Source organism: Rathayibacter sp. VKM Ac-2928 (genome assembly GCF_022815545.1).
In the GTDB taxonomy this organism is placed as follows: domain Bacteria; phylum Actinomycetota; class Actinomycetes; order Actinomycetales; family Microbacteriaceae; genus Rathayibacter; species Rathayibacter festucae.
Genome location: NZ_JALGRU010000001.1, coordinates 1,470,722 through 1,490,746 on the forward strand (window position 1 = coordinate 1,470,722; position 20,025 = coordinate 1,490,746).

Here is a 20,025-nt window from a genome sequence, read left to right on the forward strand (position 1 = left end):
CACGCTAGGACGCGATCGCCGCCGGAGGGAGGGTCCCGCCACCCCCTCGACGGGAGCGCCGGAGTGTGCGCTTGATGGAGGCGGTGCTCGACGACGTCCCTCCGCTTCCGGAGCGGAGCGCGCAGCCCTCATCCGGAAAGGTCGGGTCCGCCGTGCCCCTCAGCGTTCTGTTCATCGGAGGAACGGGCATCATCAGCTCCGAGGGCGTCCGCCGCGCCCTCGCCGTCGGGCACGAGGTGACCGTGCTGAACCGCGGCCGGACCTCCAGCCGCCCGCTGCCCGAGGGCGTCCGGACGCTGACCGCCGATGTCCGAGACCCGGCCTCCGTGCGCGAGGCCCTCGGCGCCGAGCGCTTCGACGCGGTGATCGAGTTCGCGGCGTTCACCCCCGAGCACGTACAGCAGGACATCGACCTGTTCGCCGGCCGCACCGGCCAGTACGTCTTCATCAGCTCGGCCTCGGCCTACCAGAAGCCGCCGGCACGCGTGCCGGTGACGGAGTCGACGCCGCTGCGGAACCCGTACTGGAGCTACTCGCAGGACAAGATCGCCTGCGAGGACCTGCTGGTCGGCGAGTACCGGCGCACCGGCTTCCCGGTGACGATCGTCCGCCCCTCGCACACCTACGACCGCACCGCGCTGCCGGTCGACGGCGGCTGGACCGTCATCGACCGGATGCGGCGCGGACTCGAGGTGGTCGTGCCCGGCGACGGCACCTCGCTCTGGACGATCACCCACAGCCGCGACGTCGCCGTCGGCCTCGTGGGGCTGCTCGGCGCGCCGGCGGCGATCGGCGAGGCGTTCCACATCACCGGCGACGAGACGCCCACCTGGGACCGCATCCACCACGACCTCGCGGCCGCCGCGGGCGCCGAGGCGCGGATCGTGCACGTGACCTCCGACGCGATCGCCGCGGCCGACCCGGAGCTGGGCGCGGGCATCGTCGGCGACAAGGCCCACTCGATGGTCTTCGACAACGCGAAGATCCGGAGCCTGGTGCCGGCGTTCGCGCCCTCGACCCGCTTCAGCGACGGCGCGCGCGAGATCGTCGAGTGGTACGACGCGGACCCGGCGCGGCGGACGGTGGACGAGCGGATGGATCGGCTCTTCGACGCGCTGATCGAGACCTACCGGCCGCGGGCGCTCTGATTGCGCGTCAGACCACCGCGATGTTGAGGTAGTCCTCGATCGGAGCGGCCGAGGTGCTCGTCAGTGAGACGAGGCAGCTGACGATGTAGCCCGACGCATGGACGCTGAACTGCGGCGGGACCGGAGACTCGCCGTCTCGGAGGCCGGTCGCGTCCGACCAGGCGAGGACGACGACGCCCGGCGTGCGGGAGCCGAGCGGCTCCACGACGACCCAGGCGCCCTCCTCGAGGACGAAGTCGGACAGCACGACGTCGCTGTCGCCCGTGTCGAACGTGATCCGGGCGACGATGTCGCGCACGGGCTCGCTGTCCCGAGCGGCGTAGACGACCGGGGTGAACTGGCCCGCGTAGAGGTCCCCGCCGCCGTTCGAGAGCCCGCCGGAGACGATGCCGAGCGAGGCCGAGACCGCCGTCGAGGCGGCGGCGAGCGGAGCAGCGGAGGCGGCGAGGAGGACGGGGGCGCTCCACAGGGCGGCGGTCGTCGCGGTGCGGCGCGAGACGGGGCGGGGGCTGGTCATGGGGTCCTCTCGGGGCGTTCGACGGCGGCGGCGACCACCGAGGGTCACGCTAATGCTCGGCTTCGAGTCCGGTGCCGGATCCGCCCGAGTTGTCCCCCGCACGGGGTCACCGCACGCGCTCGCCACCGGGACCGGCAGGCGGAGAGTTCACTTGGCTATGCATCGCCGTTCACCCACGGGAGCGGGAATCAGGAGTGTGCTGGGTGAGCCCCTTCTCAGGGGCCCTCACCCCAAGGAGTCCCCGACGTGACACGACTGCCCCGCTCCGCGCACCGCGGACGCACCGCACTGGCCCTCACGGCCGTCGCCCTGGTCGGCGCCGCCGCCCTGGCCGCCCCCGGCGCGGCCACCGCCATCGGCGCCGCCGACCTCGCCGCCACCGGTGGCGCCGCCCGCATCTCCCCCGTCGACGCCGACCTCTCCGACTCGCTGCGCGCGGCGGTGAAGGAGCAGGGCGCGAAGAACGTCATCCTCCTGATCGGCGACGGCATGGGCGACTCCGAGATCACGGTCGCCCGCAACTACGCCTACGGCGCCGCCGGCCGCTTCCCCGGTATCGACGCCCTGCCGATCACCGGCCAGTACACGACGTACTCGCTCTACCGCGCCGACGACCCCGCGACCGGTGCCGTCAAGGGCGCCCCGGACTACGTGCCCGACTCCGCCGCGACCGGCAGCGCCTGGGCGACCGGCACCAAGACCTACGACAACGCGATCTCGGTCGACATCGACCAGGAGCGCAAGGACACCCTCCTCGAGATCGCGAAGGCGAACGGCCTGAAGACCGGCAACGTCACCACAGCCGAGATCCAGGACGCGACTCCGGCCGTGCAGGCCGCGCACGTCGACGCGCGCAGCTGCTACGGACCCGATAGCGCCAGCTGCGGGAACGACGCGCTCGAGAACGGCGGACTCGGCTCGATCAGCGAGCAGATCCTCGACACCCGCGCCGACCTCACCCTCGGCGGCGGCTCCGCCACGTTCGCGCAGACCGCGAAGGCGGGCGACTGGGCCGGGCAGACCCTGTTCCAGCAGGCCGACGAGCGCGGCTACCAGGTGCTCGGCGACGCGACGACGGCCGCCACCGCGGACCAGCTCGACGCGCTGACCGTCGCCGACCAGGACGCGCCGGTGCTCGGCCTGTTCAACTCCGGCAACCTGCCCGTGCGCTACGCGCCGACCCCCGCGACCGTCGGCGGCGCCGACGCCGCGCCGCAGACCTGCGTCGCGAACCCCGCGCGTCCCGCCGACCAGCCCACCCTGCGCGCGATGACCGAGAAGGCGATCGACCTGCTCGACACCGGCGACGAGGGATTCTTCCTCCAGGTCGAGGGCGCGAGCATCGACAAGCAGGACCACGCCGCGAACGCCTGCGGTCAGATCGGCGAGACCGTCGACCTCGACGAGGCCGTCCAGGCCGCGCTCGCGTTCGCCGAGGCGGACGGGAACACCCTCGTCATCGTCACCGCCGACCACGCGCACTCCAGCCAGATCGTCGACTCCACCCCGCCGACCTCGCTCAGCACCGCGCTGAAGACGGTCGACGGCAGCACGATGAAGGTGTCCTACGGCACGGCCGCCGAGGGCGGCTCGCAGCAGCACACCGGCACGCAGCTGCGCATCGCGGCCTACGGACCCGGCGCGGCCAACGTCGCCGGCCTCACCGACCAGACCGACACGTTCTTCACCATCTCGAACGCGCTCGGCCTCGACCGCGACATCCGGAACCTGAGCTTCGGCGCCACCGCCGAGCTCTCGGGCAGCACCTTCGCCCCCGGAGCCCGGATCACCCTGACGGCGGAGGGCTTCCAGGGCGACACGCAGCTCATCGGCTCCGCGCCGCTCTTCACCGAGCGCACGGCGACGCGCGACCTCAACGACGGCGCGCTGACCGCCACCGCGAAGGCCCCCACCACCCCCGGGGACTACAGCGTCACGGTCACCGGCGCGCAGTCGGGCAAGGCGATCACCCTCGCCTTCACCGTGAAGCGCTGATCCTCGGGCACTGATCCCCGGGCACTGATCGCAGAAGGGCCGTCCCCGCCGGGGCGGCCCTTCCGCCGTCCCCGGCCCGCCCTCCCCTGTCTCGGAGGCGCGGAGTGCTGGCCCCTCGACCCGCCACCGGCCTAGGTTGGAGGCACCTGCTCCGCCCGCACCGAGTTCCGATGGAGGAACCCCATGGCCACGATCCGCAGTCTCCGACGGGCGGCGCTCGCGCTGGTCGCCGTCGCCTCCCTCGGAGTGGCGGGCGCCGCACCGGCCGCCGCGCTCGACTGGCCCTTCCCCGGCGTCCCGAGCCGCGGTCTCCCCACGGCGCAGGAGCTCCGCGACGCGCTCGGCGGTCCGGTCGTCTCGCCGTCGACGTCGGTCGGCTCCGGCGGCGCGGTCTCCTCGGTCGACGCGCTCGCGAGCCGGGTCGGCCTCGAGGTGCTCAAGCGCGGCGGCAACGCGGCCGACGCCGCCGTCGCGACGGCCTCGGCCCTCGGCGTCACCGAGCCCTACAGCGCCGGGATCGGCGGCGGCGGCTACTTCGTCTACTTCGATGCGAAGACCGGCGAGGTGAGCACCATCGACGGCCGCGAGACGGCGCCGGCCGGCATCACTCCGGACGCCTTCCTCGACCCGGCGACCGGTGCGCCGTACCCGTTCACCCCGCAGCTCGTCTCGTCCGGAGTCGCGGTCGGCGTCCCCGGCACGGTCGCGACCTGGGACGCCGCGGTTGATCGCTTCGGCACCCTCCCGCTCCCGGTCGTGCTGGCCCCGTCGATCGTGCTCGCGGCCAAGGGCTTCCCGGTGGACGAGACCTTCCGCAGCCAGACGCTCGACAACCTCGAGCGCTTCCAGCAGTTCCCCGACACCGCGGAGCTGTTCCTCCCCGGTGGCGACGCCCCGGCGGTCGGCAGCACCTTCCGCAACCCGGACCTCGCGAAGACCCTCGCCCGGATCGCCGCCCGCGGGCCGAGCGCGTTCTACGACGGACCGCTCGCGGCCGAGATCGCCGACACGGTGCAGAACCCGCGCCTCGCGGAGGGCTCGACCCTCCCCGCCCCGGCCGGCTCGATGACCGAGGACGACCTCGCCGGCTACTCGGTGGCCGAGCAGGCGCCGACCCACACCTCCTACCGCGGGCTCGACGTCTACGGCATGGCGCCCTCCTCCTCGGGCGGGATCGCGATCGGCGAGGCGCTGAACATCCTCGAGAACCACGACCTCGCCGCCGCGGACACCGGCAGCGCCCTGCACCTCTACCTCGAGGCGTCGGCCCGCGCCTTCGCCGACCGCGGCGCGTACGTCGGCGATCCGGCCTTCGTCGACGTGCCGACCGAGACGCTGCTCAGCCAGGAGTTCGCGGACTCCCGCGACTGCACCATCGACCCGGCGGCCGCCTCCACACGGCCGGTCTCCCCGGGCGCGCTCGACGGCGTCGGCTGCGCGACCGCGCTCACCGCTGAGCAGCCGGACACCGAGAACGTCTCGACCACGCACCTCTCCGTCGTCGACAAGTGGGGCAACGCGGCGTCCTACACGCTGACGATCGAGCAGACCGGCGGCTCGGCGATGACCGTCCCCGGCCGCGGCTTCCTCCTCAACAACGAGCTGACCGACTTCTCCGCGACGCCCGTGGAGGGCGACCCGAACCGGATCGAGCCCGGCAAGCGCCCGCGCTCCTCGATGTCGCCGACGATCGTGCTCGAGGACGGGGCGGTGAAGTTCGTCGTCGGCTCGCCGGGCGGAGCGACGATCATCACGACCGTGCTGCAGACGCTCGTGAACCGCATCGACCTCGGCATGACGCTGCCGGAGGCGGTGGCCGCGCCCCGGGCATCGCAGCGCAACACCGCGTCCACCTCCGCCGAGCCCGGCTTCATCGAGGCCTACGCCGACGACCTCGCGCCCTTCGGCCAGCAGCTGACGCCCTCGGGCGACACCTTCACCTCGGCCGCGCAGATCGGCGCGGTGGCCGCCATCGAGGTCGACCCCTCCGGCCTGATGACCGCCGTCGCCGAGCCCGTCCGCCGCGGCGGCGGCGTCGGCCTCGTCGTCACCCCGGAGAAGTGATGCGGCGCGGAGCAGACCGCCGTCCTCGGGGCAGCTGGGCTCTCGATGGGCCCCTGCGGGGCTGCTCGACCAGCGTGTGGAGACGCAGGTGTCACTCGCGCGCATCATGCTGATCGAGTAGCCCTCGCAGAGGGCGCATCGAGATCCACCGTCACCCGACGACCGGGTCTCGATACGCGCTGCGCGCTACTCGACCAGCAAGGGGCGGACCGCCCGCGCGTTCCTGCTGGCGTCGCGCCCGAGGTCGCGCACAGGCATGCTGATCGAGTAGCCCTCGCAGAGGGCGTATCGAGATCCACCCACCCCCACGACGTCGGGACTGAAGAGGCCCCGCCCCGCCCCCGCCCTCTGCCGGTGTGGTCGCTCCGCGGATCGATCACCCAGCACCTCGTGCCCTGATCGGACCGGCTCGGGTGTCCGGGTACGGTGCCGTCATGGTCGTGTCGCGAGAGCTGGTGGACCGCTGGGTGGCGGGGTGGTGCGCGTCGCGCGGGATGCTCGTGCGGCGCGACGGGGACGGCCGGCTCGTCGAGGTCGCGGCGGAGACCCGCTCCCGGGAGTACGTGATCGCGGAGCCTTCGCTGCCCGAGCTGCGCCGACTCACCGCCGCCGTCACCGCGCCCGACGTCTGGCTGACGATCGTCGGGGACCTCGACAAGCGCGAGCGCGACGCGGTGGCCGGCCTCGACCCCGTGACCAGCGACGAGCGGATGATGACCACCCGGCTCCGGAGGGCCGCGAGGCCGCCGCAGGTGCGGATCGAGACGAGTGGTCGCGTCGCGCACGCCCGCATCGAGGCGGAGGGCGAGGTCGCGGCCCGCGGTCAGGCGGCGCTGAGCGGCGGCGGCGACGTCGTCTTCGACCGGATCGAGACGACTCCGCGGTTCCGCCGCCGCGGCCTCGGCGGCCTGGTGATGACCGGCCTCAGCGCCTGGGCGGCGGAGAACGGCGCGACCACGGGACTCCTGATGGCGAGCGTCGGCGGGCGCGCGCTCTACTCGAGCCTCGGCTGGACGGAGGTGGCGCCGATCGTCACCCTGCGCGGGCGGGCCGCCGGTGCGGCGGTTGACGCGGACGAATCGCTCCTCCACAGACCCGATCTTGCGGAGTTGTCCGAGGGTTCCTCCCGGCGACCGCTCGGGTGTCGGTGGTCCCTGGTTCAATACGCGTATGGATGAGCACAGCGACCCGGGAGCGGCAGGACAGCCGAGCGCGCTCGCCGCCGTCGACGCGCTGACCGACATCGCCGCGGAGATCGGACGCACCTCCGCACAGCTTCTCCTCTCCCGCGCGCAGACCCTGCACCTCGCCTACCGCGCGGCGGTCACCGTCCCCGACGCGTTCGCCCGCGGCAAGTCACTCTCCCGCAGCGAGGCGCACTCCCTTGTCGAGCGGTCCATCCGGGCCGAGTTCGCGGTCAAGCTGCGCCTGTCCGAGCGGGCCACGGAGACGGTCCTCGAGCACGCCCGGCTGCTCGTCGAGGACCTCCCCCGCACCCGCGCCCTGCTGGCCGAGGGCCGGCTGCTGTGGGACTCGAGCGAGATCGTCTGCGCCACCGCCGCCACCCTGCCCGCCACCTCCCGCGCCCGCTTCGACGAGCGCGCCGCCGAGATCGCACCGGAGGTGACGCCCACGCAGCTGAGAAGAATCGTCACCCGGCTCCGCGACGAACTGCACGAGGAACCCCTCGCCCAGCGGCACGTCCGCGCCCGGCAGGACCGCACCGTCTGGATCTCGCCGGAGGTCGACGGCATGGCGACACTCTGTGCCCTGCTCCCCGCGCCGGACGCGATGGGCATCGCCGAGCGCGTCGACCGCATCGCCCGGTCCCTCCGCGAGGGGGGCGACGAGCGCACCCTGGCGCAGCTGAAGGCCGACGTGCTGACAGATCTGCTGCGCGACGGCGACATCGCCGGCACCACCCCCGCAGGCAACGGCCCTCAGATGCCTTCGTCGTACGTGCCCGGCATCCATGCCGAGGTGCGGCTCACGCTCGCCGCGTCGACGGCCGTCGGTCTCGACGACGCGCCTGCGGACCTCGACGGCTACGGCCTCATCCCCGCCGACCTCGCCCGCGCCCTGGTCGCCACCGGCGCGTCGTTCACCCGCGTGCTCACCGATCCGGACACCCGCGCCGTGAGGTCCGTCGGCCGCACCTACCGAGTCCCGCCCCCGCAGATGCGCCTGCACCTCCAGCTGCGCGACCAGACCTGCCGCTTCCCCGGCTGCACCCGCACCGCGTCCCGGGCGGAGGCCGACCACACCCTCGAATGGAGGAACGGCGGAGAGACATCGCTGGAGAACCTCGTCTCCCTCTGCACGTCCCACCACCACATCCGCCACGGCGACCGCTGGACCTACGTCCCCCGCAAGGACGGCAGCATCGTCTGGACCACCCCCACCGGCCGCCGCATCACGATCCGCCCACCCGCCCTCGCCGGCGCCCCACCGGGCCCCCGCTTCGACGACGCACCACCACCGTTCTGACGAACGCCGGTCTCGATACGCGCCGCCTCATGCTGATCGAGTAGCCCTCCGAGAGGGCGTATCGAGATCCACCCTCACCCGACGGGTGGGTCTCGATACGCGCTGCGCGCTACTCGACCAGCATGAAATGAGCGCGCTCGCGCTCGCCCATGCGCCGCTTCATGGTCCGCCGGCCCGCTCACGCCTGCTCAGCACGCCGATGCCGATCCATGCTGACCGAGTAGCCCTCGGAGAGGGAGTATCGAGCGGAGGGGGCGCCTTCGGCGCCAGCGCAGGGCGGGGAAAGGATCTTGTGGCTGGCTCGTTGTGGTTGGACGATGGAGGGGTTGCGGTCGAGGCCGATGTATCTTGATGCTTCGAGCTTGTTATCGAGCGTGGCCTGGAGGGCGTCCGCGGGAACCGCGGATTGGTGCCTATCCGGTTCTCGTGCCGGTGGAGCCCGACAAGTAGATTCATCACTCTGATCCCTGCTCTCCCCGCGACGCTCGTCGATGCCGGCCGGCGCCGATGAAGTCGATCGGAGGGTGTCATGGATGTCGTTTACGAACGTGCCGCGGGCTTGGATATCTCTAAGAGAGATGCGAAGGTCTGTCTGCGGCTCCCGGCAGGGCGGCGGAATCAGTTCACGAAGACGGTGACGACGTATGGGTCCACGGTCTCCGAGATAGAGCGACTGCGGCAGGACTTGGAAGCGGCCGAGGTCGAGGTCGTCGTGATGGAAGCGACGGGTGATTACTGGAAGCCGTTCTTCTTCACGCTCGCGGAGACATTGAACGTGGAACTCGTGAACGCCCGGCAGGTGAAGAACATGCCGGGCCGGAAAACGGATGTCCTGGATGCGCAATGGCTCGCGGAACTCGCCGCTCACAACATGCTTCGCAGCTCGTTCGTGCCCCCGGAACGGATCCGGGAGCTCTGTGATCTGACCCGCACCCGCCGCCACCTCGGGCAGGAGCAGCACCGCGAGTGGGCTCGACTGGAGAAGAACCTCGAGGACTCCGGCATCAAGATCAGCTCCGTCCTCTCCACGCTGGGCAGCCAAACAGGCCGGCGGATCCTCGACGCCCTGGTCGCCGGGGAACGCGACCCGGAAGCCTTGGCCGCGCTCGCGCACGCTTCCTTAGCGAAGAAGACGCCGGCGTTGATCGAATCCCTGCGAGGCAGATTCCGGGATCATCACGCTTTCATGGTGCGATTACACCTGCGCCGCATCGACGCGATCACCGAAGATATCGCAGCGATCACCGATCAAATCGAGAAGGTGATCGAACCCTTTCGAGGAACCCGGGAACTCCTGATGACGATCCCGGGCATCAAAGAAAACGCAGCAGACACGATCATCGCCGAGATCGGCGCGGATATGAGCGTCTTCCCCACCGCAGGACACCTCGCCTCCTGGGCAGGAGTCGCACCAGGTCTCCATCAATCAGCAGGCCGCACCAAATCAGCGCACATCAATCCCGGCGACGCCTACCTCAAAGCCGCTCTCGGAATCGTCGTCTTCACCATCATCCGCTCCAAGAACGGACGCCTCTACGCGAAATACCGGCGAGTGAGCTACCGAACCGGCGGACTCAAAGCCGTGGTCGCCATCGAACACACACTCCTCACCATCATCTGGAACATGCTCCGCAACGGCGTTCCCTACGACGAACTCGGATCCGACTACTACCGCCCCCGCCACCCTGAACGCACCCGAGACAACGCCCTCCGAACCCTCGCGACCCTCGGCTACGACATCACCCTCACCCCCAGAACCGCGTGAAAGGTCACCATCCCTTTCCAAGTAGATCCACCGTCACCCCGCGGGTGGGTCTCGATACGCACTGCGCGCTACTCGACCAACATGGGTCCGTCACGCCTGCCCAGCACGCCGGTACCGATTCATGCCGATCGAGTAGCCCTCGCAGAGGGCGTATCGAGATCCACCGTCACCCGATGGGTGGGTCTTGAGACGTGCGCCGCCCTGCTCGACCAGCAGACGCCTACAGGCCCGCGGGCTTCGACGGGGTCCGGAGCCAGGTGTCGAAGAAGGCGGTCAGGTCCTGGCCGGAGACCGACTCGGCGAGGTCCTGGAGGTCGGCCGTCGTGACGGTGCCGTAGCGGTTCTCGGCGGCCCAGCGCTGCAGCAGCGTGCCAAAGGCCTCGTCGCCGATGGTGGAGCGCAGCTCGACCAGGGTGAGTCCGCCGCGTGCATAGATCGGGCTGTCGAAGAGGCCGAGCGCGCCGGGATCCGCGACCTTCGTCGCCCAGAACGGGTCGTCGGCGGGGATCGACGCGACCTCCGCGGCCGACTCCTCGACGGTCGGGCCGCCGTCGTGCTCCGCCCACAGCCACTCGGCGTAGGTGGCGAAGCCCTCGTTCAGCCAGATGTCCGACCAGAGCCGCGGGGTGACGCTGTCGCCGAACCACTGGTGCGAGATCTCGTGCGCGACGGTCGAGGTGTCGGCGCTGCCCGAGTAGAACGAGCGTCCCTGCGTCTCGAGCGCGTAGCCGATCTCCTCGTCGTCGACGACGGCCCCGCCCGAGCGGAACGGGTAGGCGCCGAAGACGCCCGTGAAGTAGTCGATGATCTCGCCCTGGCGCGCGAGGGCGGCCTCGGTGCTCGCCCGCGCCTCGCCGGAGATGTCGCGATCGACCGCGTCGATGCTGACGACGCCGCCCGCCCGGGAGCGGACGAGGTCGTAATCGCCGATGTTCACCATCGCGAGGTAGCTCGCCATCGGACTGGTCTCGACCCAGCTCGACGTGGTCCAGCCGTTGCGGGTGACCGGCGAGCCCACCGGCACCCCGTTGGCGACGGCGGTGCGCCCCTCCGGGACCGTGAGGGTGAAGGAGTAGCGGGCCTTGTCGGCCGGCGAGTCGTTCACCGGGTACCAGGTCGAGGCGCCGTCGGGCTCGCTCGCGACCAGCGCGCCGTCGTCGGTCGACCACCAGCCGTACGGGGCGCCGGTGCCGTCGACCGGGTTGCCGGTCGTGCCGGCGTAGCGGATGTCGACCAGGGTCGGCGCGCCCTTCTTCAGCGAGCGGGATGGCGTGATCGTCAGCTCGTCGCCGACCTGCGTGAAGGCGGCGCCCCGGGTGTTCACCGACACCTTCGAGACCGTCAGTCCGCGCAGGTCGAAGGAGAACGAGCTCAGCTCCTGCGTCGGCGCGAGAGTCACGACGGCCCGGCCGGTGAGCGCCCGCGGCGCCGGGTCGTAGGTGAGGAACAGGCTGTAGCTGAGCGCGTCGAAGCCCGAGCTGCCGAGGCCGGGGAAGTACGGGTCGCCGGAGCTGGTGCCTCCGCTCGTCCCCGCTTTCACAGCGGTGTCGGCGAGGGCGGGCGCCGGGAGGGCGAGAGCCCCTGCGACGAGGGCGGAGGCGAGGAGCGCCGGGACGACACGGCGGGAGGAGGCGGGCATGCGGCACACGCTAGCCCCTCGGCCACCCGCCGGGCACTCCCCCTCCGCGCGACGCCGATGCCCTACGAGCGCCGCTCCAGCGCGGCCAGCAGGTACGGCGCCGTCCGGCTGCCCTCCGCCCGCGCGACCTGCTCCGGCGTGCCGGTCGCGACGATCGCGCCGCCGGCGTCTCCGGCGCCGGGCCCGAGGTCGATCACCCAGTCCGCGTCGGCGACGATCCGCATGTCGTGCTCGACGACGATCACCGTGTTGCCCGCGTCGACGAGGTGCTGCAGGTGGCCGAGCAGCCGGTCCGCGTCGGCCGGGTGCAGTCCCGACGTCGGCTCGTCGAGCAGGTAGAGCGTGTCGCCGCGCTGCGCCCGCCGCAGCTCCGACGCGAGCTTCACCCGCTGCGCCTCGCCGCCGGACAGCTCCGGCGCGGGCTGCCCGAGCGCGACGTAGCCGAGGCCCACGTCGAGCAGCGCGTCGAGGTGCCGGCCGATCTCCGTCTCCTCGGCGAAGACCTCGCGGGCCTCGGTCACGCTCAGCGCGAGCACCTCGGCGATCGAGCGCCCGCCCCAGGTCACCTCGAGCGTCTCGGCGTTGTAGCGCGTCCCGCCGCACTCCGTGCACGGCGCCTGCACCGTCGGCAGGAAGAGCAGCTCGACCTCCATGGTCCCCTCGCCCTTGCAGACCGGGCAGCGGCCGCTGGGCATGTTGAAGGAGAAGCGGCCGGCCCCGTAGCGGCGCCGCTTCGCCTCCGGAGTCGCCGCGAACAGCGCGCGGACGCGGTCGAAGAGCCCGGTGTAGGTCGCGACGTTGGAGCGGGAGGTGCGCCCGATCGGCGTCTGGCCGACCTGCACGACCCGGCGCAGCCGCTCCGCCGGACCGGTCGCGCTGCCGGTGGTGACGGCGGTGTCCGCGTCGAGCAGCGGGTCGTCGGAGGAGGACTCGTCCGGCTCCGGGCTCTCCCCCGCCAGATCCGCCTGCAGACTCGCGCGCAGCAGATCGGGCAGTGCCCGATTGACCAGCGTGGACTTCCCCGACCCGGACACCCCCGTCACCGCGGTCAGCGCGCCGAGCGGGAACGACACGTCGAGCCCGCGGAGGTTGTTGCGCGCCACGTCGACCAGCCGGACCTGCGCGTCGGGCGTCCGCCGGGCGGGCAGCGGCGGCGTCGGCTCCGCGGTCTCGGGGAAGAGGTAGCGCCGGGTGATCGAGTGGTCCACCTCGCGCAGCCCGTCGAGCTCGCCCGAGTAGACGACGGTGCCGCCGCCCGAGCCGGCCGCCGGGCCGATGTCGACGATCCAGTCGGCCTCGCGGATCACGTCGAGCGAGTGCTCGACGAAGAAGACCGTGTTGCCGCTGTCCTTCAGCGAGCGCAGGATGCCGAGCAGCGCCTCCGTGTCGGCCGGGTGCAGCCCCGTCGACGGCTCGTCGAGCACGAAGACCACGCCGAACAGCCGCGAGAGCACCTGGGTCGCGAGGCGCATCCGCTGCAGCTCGCCCGAGGACAGCGTCGGCGTCGAGCGGTCCAGCGACAGGTAGCCCAGGCCGAGGTCGACGATCGGCGCCATCCGGCCGAGCAGATCCGAGACGAGGCGCTGGGCGGCGAGCCGGATCTCCGGGGCGAGCGGGCCACCGCCCACCGGCACCCAGTCCCGCTCGAGCACGCGGGCCAGCAGCGCCGCGAGCTCCTCGAGCGGCAGCGCCGAGAGCTCCGTGATGTCGAACCCCTCGAAGCTCACCGCCAGCGCCTCGGGCTTCACCCGCTTGCCGTGGCAGTCCGGGCAGGCGACGCTGACCAGGAACGTGGCCGCGCGCTCGCGCATCCGGGCGCTCTTGGACCCCGCGAAGGTGTCCATCACGTAGCGCTTCACCCCGAGGAACGTGCTCATGTACCGCGGCTCGGCCCCCGCCGCCACGGCCGCCCGCACCTCCGCCGGTCCGCGATCCGTCCAGACCGGCACCTGCGGCGACTCCTGGGTGTGAAGGATCCACTCGCGCTCCTCCGCCGGAAGGGTCCGCCAGGGCACGTCGATGTCGTAGCCGAGCGAGATCAGGCTGTCGCGCAGCTGCTTGCCGTGCCAGGCGGTCGGCCAGGCCGCGAGCGCGCCGTCGCGGATCGAGAGCGAGTCGTCCGGCACCATCAGCTCCTCGGGCACGTCGTAGACGCGGCCGATCCCGTGGCAGGCGGGGCAGGCGCCCTGGACGGTGTTCGCGGAGAAGTCCTCCGCGAGGAGCATCGGCGCGCCCTCGGGGTAGGTGCCGACCCGGGAGAAGACCATCCGCACCACGGACGAGAGCGTGGTCGCGCTGCCCAGGGTCGAGCGCGCCGAGCCACCGGACCGGCGCTGCGGCAGCGCGACGGCGGGCGGGAGTCCGTCGATCGCGTCGACGTCCGGCACCCCGACCTGATCGATCAGCCGCCGCGCGTACGGCGCGACCGACTCGAAGTAGCGGCGCTGCGCCTCCGCGTAGAGCGTGCCGAACGCGAGCGAGCTCTTGCCGGAGCCGGAGACGCCGGTGAAGGCGACCAGCGCGTCGCGCGGGATGTCCACGTCCACGTCGCGCAGATTGTTCTCGCGGGCGCCGCGGACGCGGACCCGGTCGAGGCGGTGGTCGTCGGGAGTGCGCGCAGTCATCCGACCAGCCTGCCCTGTTCCGATGTGCGCTGTCCCGATGTGCGCCTAGTCCAGGGTGGGGCGGTAGGAGCGGACCACCGGCGGCGACTCGAGCGCCTCCCGCTTCACGACATCCAAGCGCTGCAGCAGCGCGGGGAGGGTCGGCGTCATCTCCAGCCGGACCTCGAGTTCGCCGTCCCGGCCGGGCAGCGTGAAGGCGACCTGCGCCGCGGAGGCGCTCCAGAGCAGCCGCTCGCGCAGGGGCCGGGCGGTCGGCTCCTCCGCGAGCCCGCCGACCTCCGCCAGCACCGCGGCGAGGCGGCGGGCGCGCACCTCGGCGGGCACGTCGCTCAGGAGGTTCGGGCTGAACAGCACGCCGCCCGAGAGCTCCTCGGCCCGCGCGGGATCGCCGGAGCCGACGATCGCCGCCTCGACGGCCACGGCGGCCGCCAGCGTCGACGGGTGCACCGCGATGGTGCGGGCCGGCGGCTCCGCGTCCTCGAGCGCCGCGCGCAGCAGGCCCGTGGCCGCCGCGGCGAGCTTGGCGCCGTTCGTGGTCGCGAAGACCACGACGCCCAGGCCCGACTCGAGGTGCCAGCGCATGTTCGAGGACCAGCCGGGCAGCCCGCCGGAGTGGTGCGCGATCGCGCCGAAGCGGACGTCCTGCTCGATCACGAGGCCGAGCCCGTAGGCGGAGCCGTCGAGGGTGCTCTCGCCAGCGCGGGGGCTGAGCGCAGGGACCGGGGTCCAGCCGCGCTGCATCTCGCGGCGGGAGGCGCGGCTGAGCACGGCCTCGTCGGCGTCCCCGTCCTCGATGCCGCCGTCGGCGCCCTCGAACGCCGATGACAGCCAGCCGCTCCAGCGCGCGATGTCGCCGACGGTGCTGTACATGCTCGCAGCGCAGGCGCCCACGCCGGTGCCGGTGTACGGGCGGGCGGTCCAAGTGGCGCCCTCGTCGAAGCTGCTGAAGCCCTGCGCGAGGTCGGTGCCCTCGGGGTAGGCGCCCACGTCGTAGCGCGTGCTCGCGAGGCCGAGCGGCTCCAGGATCGTCCGGCTCGCGAAGGCGACGAAGTCCTCGCCGGAGACGTTCTCGACGATCACCCCGAGCAGCCAGAAGCCGATGTTCGAGTACTGGTAGACCTCGCCCGGCCGCTCGGTGAAGGTCAGCCCGCGCGCGATCAGCGCGAGGAACTCGGCTTGCGGCATCGCCATCACGTGGTCGGCCCAGCCGTTGTCCTCGGGCAGCCCCGAGCAGTTGCTGAGCAGCATCCGGAGCGTCACCGGCAGCTCCCGGCCAGCGGCGTCGACCGGATCCGCGAACTCGGGCACGTGCGCGCTCACCCGGTCGTCGAGGTCGAGCAGCCCGCGGTCGCGGAGGATCAGCACCGCCGCCGCCTCGAAGCTCTTCGACATCGAGGCGATGCGGTGCACGGTGCCGGCGTCCGGCGCGGCGCCGTCGAGCCGGTGCTCCCCGCGACCGTGCCGGGCGATCAGCCCGTCGCGGTCGAACAGCGCCCAGCTCAGCGTCGGCGCGACCGGCGCCCCCTCGTCGAACCAGTGCGCGAATCGGTCGAGGAGCTCCGGAGTCATCCGCTCATCCTTCCGCACGCGATCCCTCCGCACTCGCCGCTGGAGTACGCAGCGGGTCGTCCCGGTGCAGCTCCACGAGGATGCGGCGCAGATGGATCGCGACCAGCACACCCGGGCCCATGCTCGTTCCGGTCGCCGCAGCGCGGGCGTCGACGGCGCGCGCGAGGTCGTCGACCGCCCTCTCCGCCGGCTCCAGGGAGCGGTCCTCGGGCGAGCCGCCCGTCACCACCGCGTCGCCGACCGCGTGGCAGGCCGCGCTCAGCGGCGCCGCGAGCTCGGCGTCGAAGGGCAGCGCGCCCGGGCGGTTCCAGATCGTGTCCGCCAGCGCGGCCGTCATGTCGCGGACGTGGAAGAGCGTCCCGTCCAGGGTCGCCAGCCGGAGGTGGTCGGTCTGCGAGCTGTGCCGGTGCAGCAGCGCGCGCGGATTGCCCTTGCGGCTCTCGTCGCCGTCGACCAGCGCCCGCCGCACCTCGGTCGCGGTCGCCGCGAGCTGCTCGCCGTTGGTCGACCAGGCCTCGTGCTCGGGCGGCCAGGTCTCCTCGAGGGCCGTCGCCATGTCGTGCAGGTGGCGCCCGAGCTGGCGCTCGAACTCGTCGACCCGGGCGGTCGCCGCCTCGGAGGTCAGCCCCGGAGCGACGAGGAGGTTGACCAGCAGCCCGACGACCACGCCGACCGCCATCTGCACGAGGTAGCCGAGCGAGTAGTCCTCCGCCTTCGCGCCGCCGATGATCAGGACGAAGAGCGCCGCCATCGGCACGTACTCGCGGCCCGCGCCGAACCAGCCGGTGCCCGAGAGCACCACGCCGATGCCCACGATCAACGGGATCGTCCACCAGGTCGGGCCGACCGTCACCACGACCAGCACCGCCAGCCCGATGCCGGCCGCGAGCCCGAGGAGCGTCTGCAGCCCGGTCTTCGCCGAGCCCATCAGCGTCGGGTACATGCTGACCAGCGCGCCGAGCGGCGCGTAGTACGGGTACTGCTCGGCGACTCCGGGCACGTGCGGCGCGACGGCCCAGGCGATGCCCACCGCCACCGCGGTCTTCAGCGCGAGCAGCAGCCGCGGGCCGGCCACCGCGTCGCGCCAGGCCCGGCCGGCCCGGGTGAGGCGGGGGCGGATCACGCCCGGTCGTCGGGGTTCAGGACGTCGGGGCGCGGGGCGTCGAGCCGCGCCGCGACGTCGGCCGGGAAGCCGCCGGTCGCGATCGGGCTCCAGCGCGTCGGCGTGATGCGCAGCAGCGACTTGTCCTGCAGCCGCATCGCCGCGCGGTACTCGTCCCAGTCCGGGTGCTCCCCCGAGATGCTGCGGTAGTAGTCGACGAGCGCGTCCTCCGCCTCGGGCATGTGCAGCACCTCGGCGTCGCCGTCGACTTGGATCCACGCGTCGTTCCAGTCGTCGGACAGCACGAGGACCGAGGCCGCGGAACGGCGCTCGGCGTTGCGCGTCTTCGCCCGGCCGGGGTAGGTCGAGATCACCAGGCGGCCCTCGGCGTCGACGCCGCCGGACACCGGCGACATCTGCGGCCGGCCGTCCGCGCGGGTGGTGGCGACGAGCATCCGGTGCCGCGGTCGCACGAAGTCGAGCATGCCGTCGCGGTCGACGGCGGTGGTGGTGGAGACGGTTCTGGCCATGCGGACCAGGCTAACGAGGACCTCTTCCGGACTAGGTGGTTCTACGTGGTCGTGTCAGCCCGAGCCCAGGAACGGCGTGCCTCCTCCCCCTGAGAGGGGCCGTGGCCGGGCGGGCGCTGGCGCGGAAGGACGGGGCGGCTGTCGCTACTTTCTGGACGGAACTCCCCCCTCCCGGCCCCGAAAGGACCCCGTGCCCACCTCCTCCCCGATCTCCCCGCTCTCCCCCTCTCGCCGCTCCGTCGCCGTCGCCGCGGCCTGGTCGCTGCCCGTGATCGCCGTCGCCGCCGCGGCGCCGCTCGCGAGCGCCTCCACCGTGGAGGTCGTCCCCGGCCAGCCGGACACCTACCCGAACCCGACCTTCTCGGCGACGCGCCAGTCGGTCGGCGACCCGAGCCTCAAGGCGACCAACAACACCGGCTACGCGCGCACCGACTTCACCGCCGTCCCCGACGACGGCGACTACGCCTCGTACAAGACCGGTTGGACGTACGTCATCAGCTCCGCGAAGCCGGTATCGACGATCACCTACGACACCACCAGCCTCGCCCCGGGCGTGCAGGGCGTCCTGACCGACGGCCTCTACACCTACTCCTGGACCCTGACCCGCGCGGCGGAGACGACCTGGGTGCGGGTCAAGCCGACCGCCTTCCCGCAGGAGATCCGCTTCGTGCTGACCGACACCACCTCGAACCCGCAGGGCGTCGTCGGCAACGCGACGGCCACCTCGAAGGCGTAGGGCGCGCGCGGGCTCGCCTACTCGGGCGAGCCCGCCTGCTCCGCCGCGCTCACCAGTCTCCGGAGCCGCAGGCACTGCTCGTGGAGCACCACGACCAGCGTGCTGTCTCGCTCCCCGAGCCACTGCTCCAGCGACGCGTCGAAGAGCACGGCCGCCGTACGGGCCGCGAGCGCCGCGTCCTCCGCCGGGACACTCCGCTCGACCAGCGCGTCGCGCATCGCGTCGGTGAGCACCGCCGACTTCAGCAGCTCGCGCTCGCGCAGCGCCGGCTCGGACAGCACGACCGCCCGCCGTGCCGCGATCTCGCCGCGCCAGCCCTCGAGGTCCCCCGCCGCGACCGTCTCGAGCCCGTGCATCAGCAGCCCGAGCGGATCCAGGCCCGCGGGTGCCCCGGCGAGAAGCCGGGCCACCACCTCCGGGAACTCCCGCTCGCGGAGGAACAGCACGTCGCGCTTGTCGGCGAAGTGCCGGAAGAAGGTGCGGGTCGTGAGCCCGGCCCGCTCGGCGATCGACGGCACCGTCGTCGCGGAGTAGCCGTGCTCGGTGAACAGCTCCATCGCGGCGCGCTCGAGGCGCAGTGCGGCGTCGGGGGCCCAGCGTGACATGCAGCCAGGCTAGCCGATGACACGTCGTGCCATCAGGGCTACAGTGATGACACGTCATGCCGTCGAGCACTGGAGAACCCTTGCCCTCGAACACCGCCGCACTCACGAACACCGCCGCGCGACTCCCCTCGCCCCGCGCCGACCTGGTCGTCGGTCCCGCCGCGCTGCACGAGCCCGGGCCCGGCGAGCTGCTGGTGCGCAACCGCGCCGTCGCCGTGAACCCGCTCGACGAGCTGAAGCAGTGGACCGGCGACCTGATGTACCGCTGGCTCCCCTACCCCTCGATCCTCGGCGAGGACGTCGCCGGCGAGGTCGCGGCCGTCGGGCCCGGCGTCGACCGCTTCGCCGTCGGCGACCGCGTCGTCGCCTACGCGGTCGGCATGGAGCGCGGCCGCCGGCACGACGCCGAGGGCGGCTTCCAGGAGTACACCGTCGTCCGCGCGGACCTCGCCGCGCCGATCCCACCGCAGCTGGCGCACGAGCAGGCCGTGGTGCTGCCGCTCGCGGTCTCCACCGCCGCGACCGCGCTCTTCCAGAAGGACCACCTGGCGCTGCCCCACCCCTCGACCGAGCCGGTCCCCACCGGCCGGACGGTCGTGGTCTGGGGCGGCGCCACCAGCGTCGGCAGCAATGCGATCCAGCTCGCCGTCGCCTCCGGCCACCGCGTCGTCGCCACCGCCTCGCCCGGCAACCACGCCCGCCTGCGCGAGCTCGGCGCCGACGTGGTCGTCGACTACCGCGGCCCGAGCGCGGTCGCCGATGTCGTCGCCGCGATCGGCGGCGCGGAGGTGGCCGGCATCCTCGCGGTCGGCACCGGCTCCGCCGAGCCCTGCGTCGCCGTCGCGGCCGCCACCGGAGCCCGCCGGGTCGCCCTCGCCAGCCCCTCGGTCTCCTTCGGCTCCCTGCCGCGCAGGGCGGGGCTCTCGCTCCCGTTCGTGCGGACGATGTCGCGGCTGGTCGGCGCGAACCTCCGCCTCCAGCTCGCCGCCCGCCGTCGCGGCATCCGCGCCCGCTACGTCTGGGGCGCGACGCTGATGAGCAACGAGGTCGGGCCGATGCTCTGGCGCGACCACCTGCCGAGCGCGCTCGCCGACGGCCGCCACCGCTGCGCGCCCGAGCCCGACGTCGTCGGCACCGGTCTCGGCGCCGTGCAGGGCGCGCTCGACCGGCTGCACGGGGGCGTGTCCGCGCGGAAGCTCGTCGTGCGGCTCTGACCGCGAGCCGCTCGGGTGCGCCACTATGGA

General features: G+C 72.7%; 15 protein-coding genes. 8 read left to right on the plus strand and 7 right to left on the minus strand.

Going from position 1 to position 20,025, the window contains the following annotated elements:
• The first annotated feature begins 152 nt into the window (after nt 1–152).
• Entirely contained in the window at nt 153–1,148 is a 996-nt protein-coding gene (locus tag MT350_RS06815) for an NAD-dependent epimerase/dehydratase family protein (RefSeq protein WP_243615593.1), read from the plus strand.
• 7 nt (nt 1,149–1,155) lie between these two features.
• Here MT350_RS06815 and MT350_RS06820 read toward each other — a convergent pair whose 3' ends face one another.
• A complete protein-coding gene (locus MT350_RS06820) occupies nt 1,156–1,665 on the minus strand; it encodes a hypothetical protein (protein WP_243599237.1) in 510 nt (169 codons plus the stop codon).
• Between the two features lie 246 nt (nt 1,666–1,911).
• Here MT350_RS06820 and phoA point away from each other — a divergent pair, with 246 nt between their 5' ends.
• The 5 genes from phoA to MT350_RS06845 all read left to right on the plus strand — a co-directional run bounded on the left by phoA (nt 1,912) and on the right by MT350_RS06845 (nt 9,976).
• Nucleotides 1,912–3,660, plus strand: a complete 1,749-nt coding sequence (gene phoA / locus MT350_RS06825) for an alkaline phosphatase (protein ID WP_243599236.1) — start codon at nt 1,912–1,914, stop codon at nt 3,658–3,660.
• Between the two features lie 183 nt (nt 3,661–3,843).
• Nucleotides 3,844–5,724, plus strand: coding sequence for a gamma-glutamyltransferase (gene ggt / locus MT350_RS06830; RefSeq protein WP_243599235.1), 1,881 nt, complete (start codon nt 3,844–3,846; stop codon nt 5,722–5,724).
• Nucleotides 5,725–6,158: 434 nt separating this feature from the next.
• Nucleotides 6,159–6,902, plus strand: a complete 744-nt coding sequence (locus MT350_RS06835; RefSeq protein WP_243615594.1) for a GNAT family N-acetyltransferase — start codon at nt 6,159–6,161, stop codon at nt 6,900–6,902.
• Nucleotides 6,895–8,211 (plus strand): HNH endonuclease signature motif containing protein, encoded by a 1,317-nt coding sequence (locus MT350_RS06840; protein ID WP_243615595.1) that lies wholly within the window; start codon nt 6,895–6,897, stop codon nt 8,209–8,211. Before MT350_RS06835 ends, MT350_RS06840 begins: the two co-directional genes overlap by 8 nt.
• A 529-nt stretch (nt 8,212–8,740) precedes the next feature.
• Nucleotides 8,741–9,976 carry an IS110 family transposase gene (locus MT350_RS06845; protein WP_243599232.1) on the plus strand — a complete coding sequence of 412 codons (1,236 nt, stop codon included), beginning with the start codon at nt 8,741–8,743 and terminating at the stop codon, nt 9,974–9,976.
• A 220-nt stretch (nt 9,977–10,196) separates the two neighbouring features.
• Here MT350_RS06845 and MT350_RS06850 read toward each other — a convergent pair whose 3' ends face one another.
• The 5 genes from MT350_RS06850 to MT350_RS06870 form a co-directional block, all read right to left on the minus strand.
• Entirely contained in the window at nt 10,197–11,615 is a 1,419-nt protein-coding gene (locus MT350_RS06850; protein ID WP_243599231.1) for a M1 family metallopeptidase, read from the minus strand.
• A 62-nt stretch (nt 11,616–11,677) separates the two neighbouring features.
• Nucleotides 11,678–14,239 carry an excinuclease ABC subunit UvrA gene (locus MT350_RS06855; RefSeq protein WP_243599230.1) on the minus strand — a complete coding sequence of 854 codons (2,562 nt, stop codon included), beginning with the start codon at nt 14,237–14,239 and terminating at the stop codon, nt 11,678–11,680.
• Between the two features lie 45 nt (nt 14,240–14,284).
• Nucleotides 14,285–15,808, minus strand: a complete 1,524-nt coding sequence (locus tag MT350_RS06860; protein ID WP_243599229.1) for a serine hydrolase — start codon at nt 15,806–15,808, stop codon at nt 14,285–14,287.
• 4 nt (nt 15,809–15,812) lie between these two features.
• Nucleotides 15,813–16,931: an aromatic acid exporter family protein gene (locus MT350_RS06865; protein ID WP_243599228.1), complete on the minus strand. Its 1,119-nt coding sequence runs from the start codon at nt 16,929–16,931 to the stop codon at nt 15,813–15,815.
• Nucleotides 16,928–17,440 carry a PPOX class F420-dependent oxidoreductase gene (locus MT350_RS06870; protein WP_243599227.1) on the minus strand — a complete coding sequence of 171 codons (513 nt, stop codon included), beginning with the start codon at nt 17,438–17,440 and terminating at the stop codon, nt 16,928–16,930. The genes MT350_RS06865 and MT350_RS06870 overlap by 4 nt, the downstream gene beginning before the upstream one ends.
• Nucleotides 17,441–17,630: 190 nt before the next feature.
• Here MT350_RS06870 and MT350_RS06875 point away from each other — a divergent pair, with 190 nt between their 5' ends.
• Nucleotides 17,631–18,176 (plus strand): hypothetical protein, encoded by a 546-nt coding sequence (locus tag MT350_RS06875; protein WP_243599226.1) that lies wholly within the window; start codon nt 17,631–17,633, stop codon nt 18,174–18,176.
• 17 nt (nt 18,177–18,193) lie between these two features.
• Here MT350_RS06875 and MT350_RS06880 read toward each other — a convergent pair whose 3' ends face one another.
• Nucleotides 18,194–18,781 carry a TetR/AcrR family transcriptional regulator gene (locus MT350_RS06880; RefSeq protein WP_243599225.1) on the minus strand — a complete coding sequence of 196 codons (588 nt, stop codon included), beginning with the start codon at nt 18,779–18,781 and terminating at the stop codon, nt 18,194–18,196.
• 80 nt (nt 18,782–18,861) lie between these two features.
• Here MT350_RS06880 and MT350_RS06885 point away from each other — a divergent pair, with 80 nt between their 5' ends.
• The gene (locus MT350_RS06885) at nt 18,862–19,995 is read left to right on the plus strand and encodes a zinc-binding alcohol dehydrogenase family protein (RefSeq protein WP_243599224.1); all 1,134 of its coding nucleotides are present in this window, start codon (nt 18,862–18,864) and stop codon (nt 19,993–19,995) included.
• Nucleotides 19,996–20,025 lie beyond the last annotated feature (30 nt).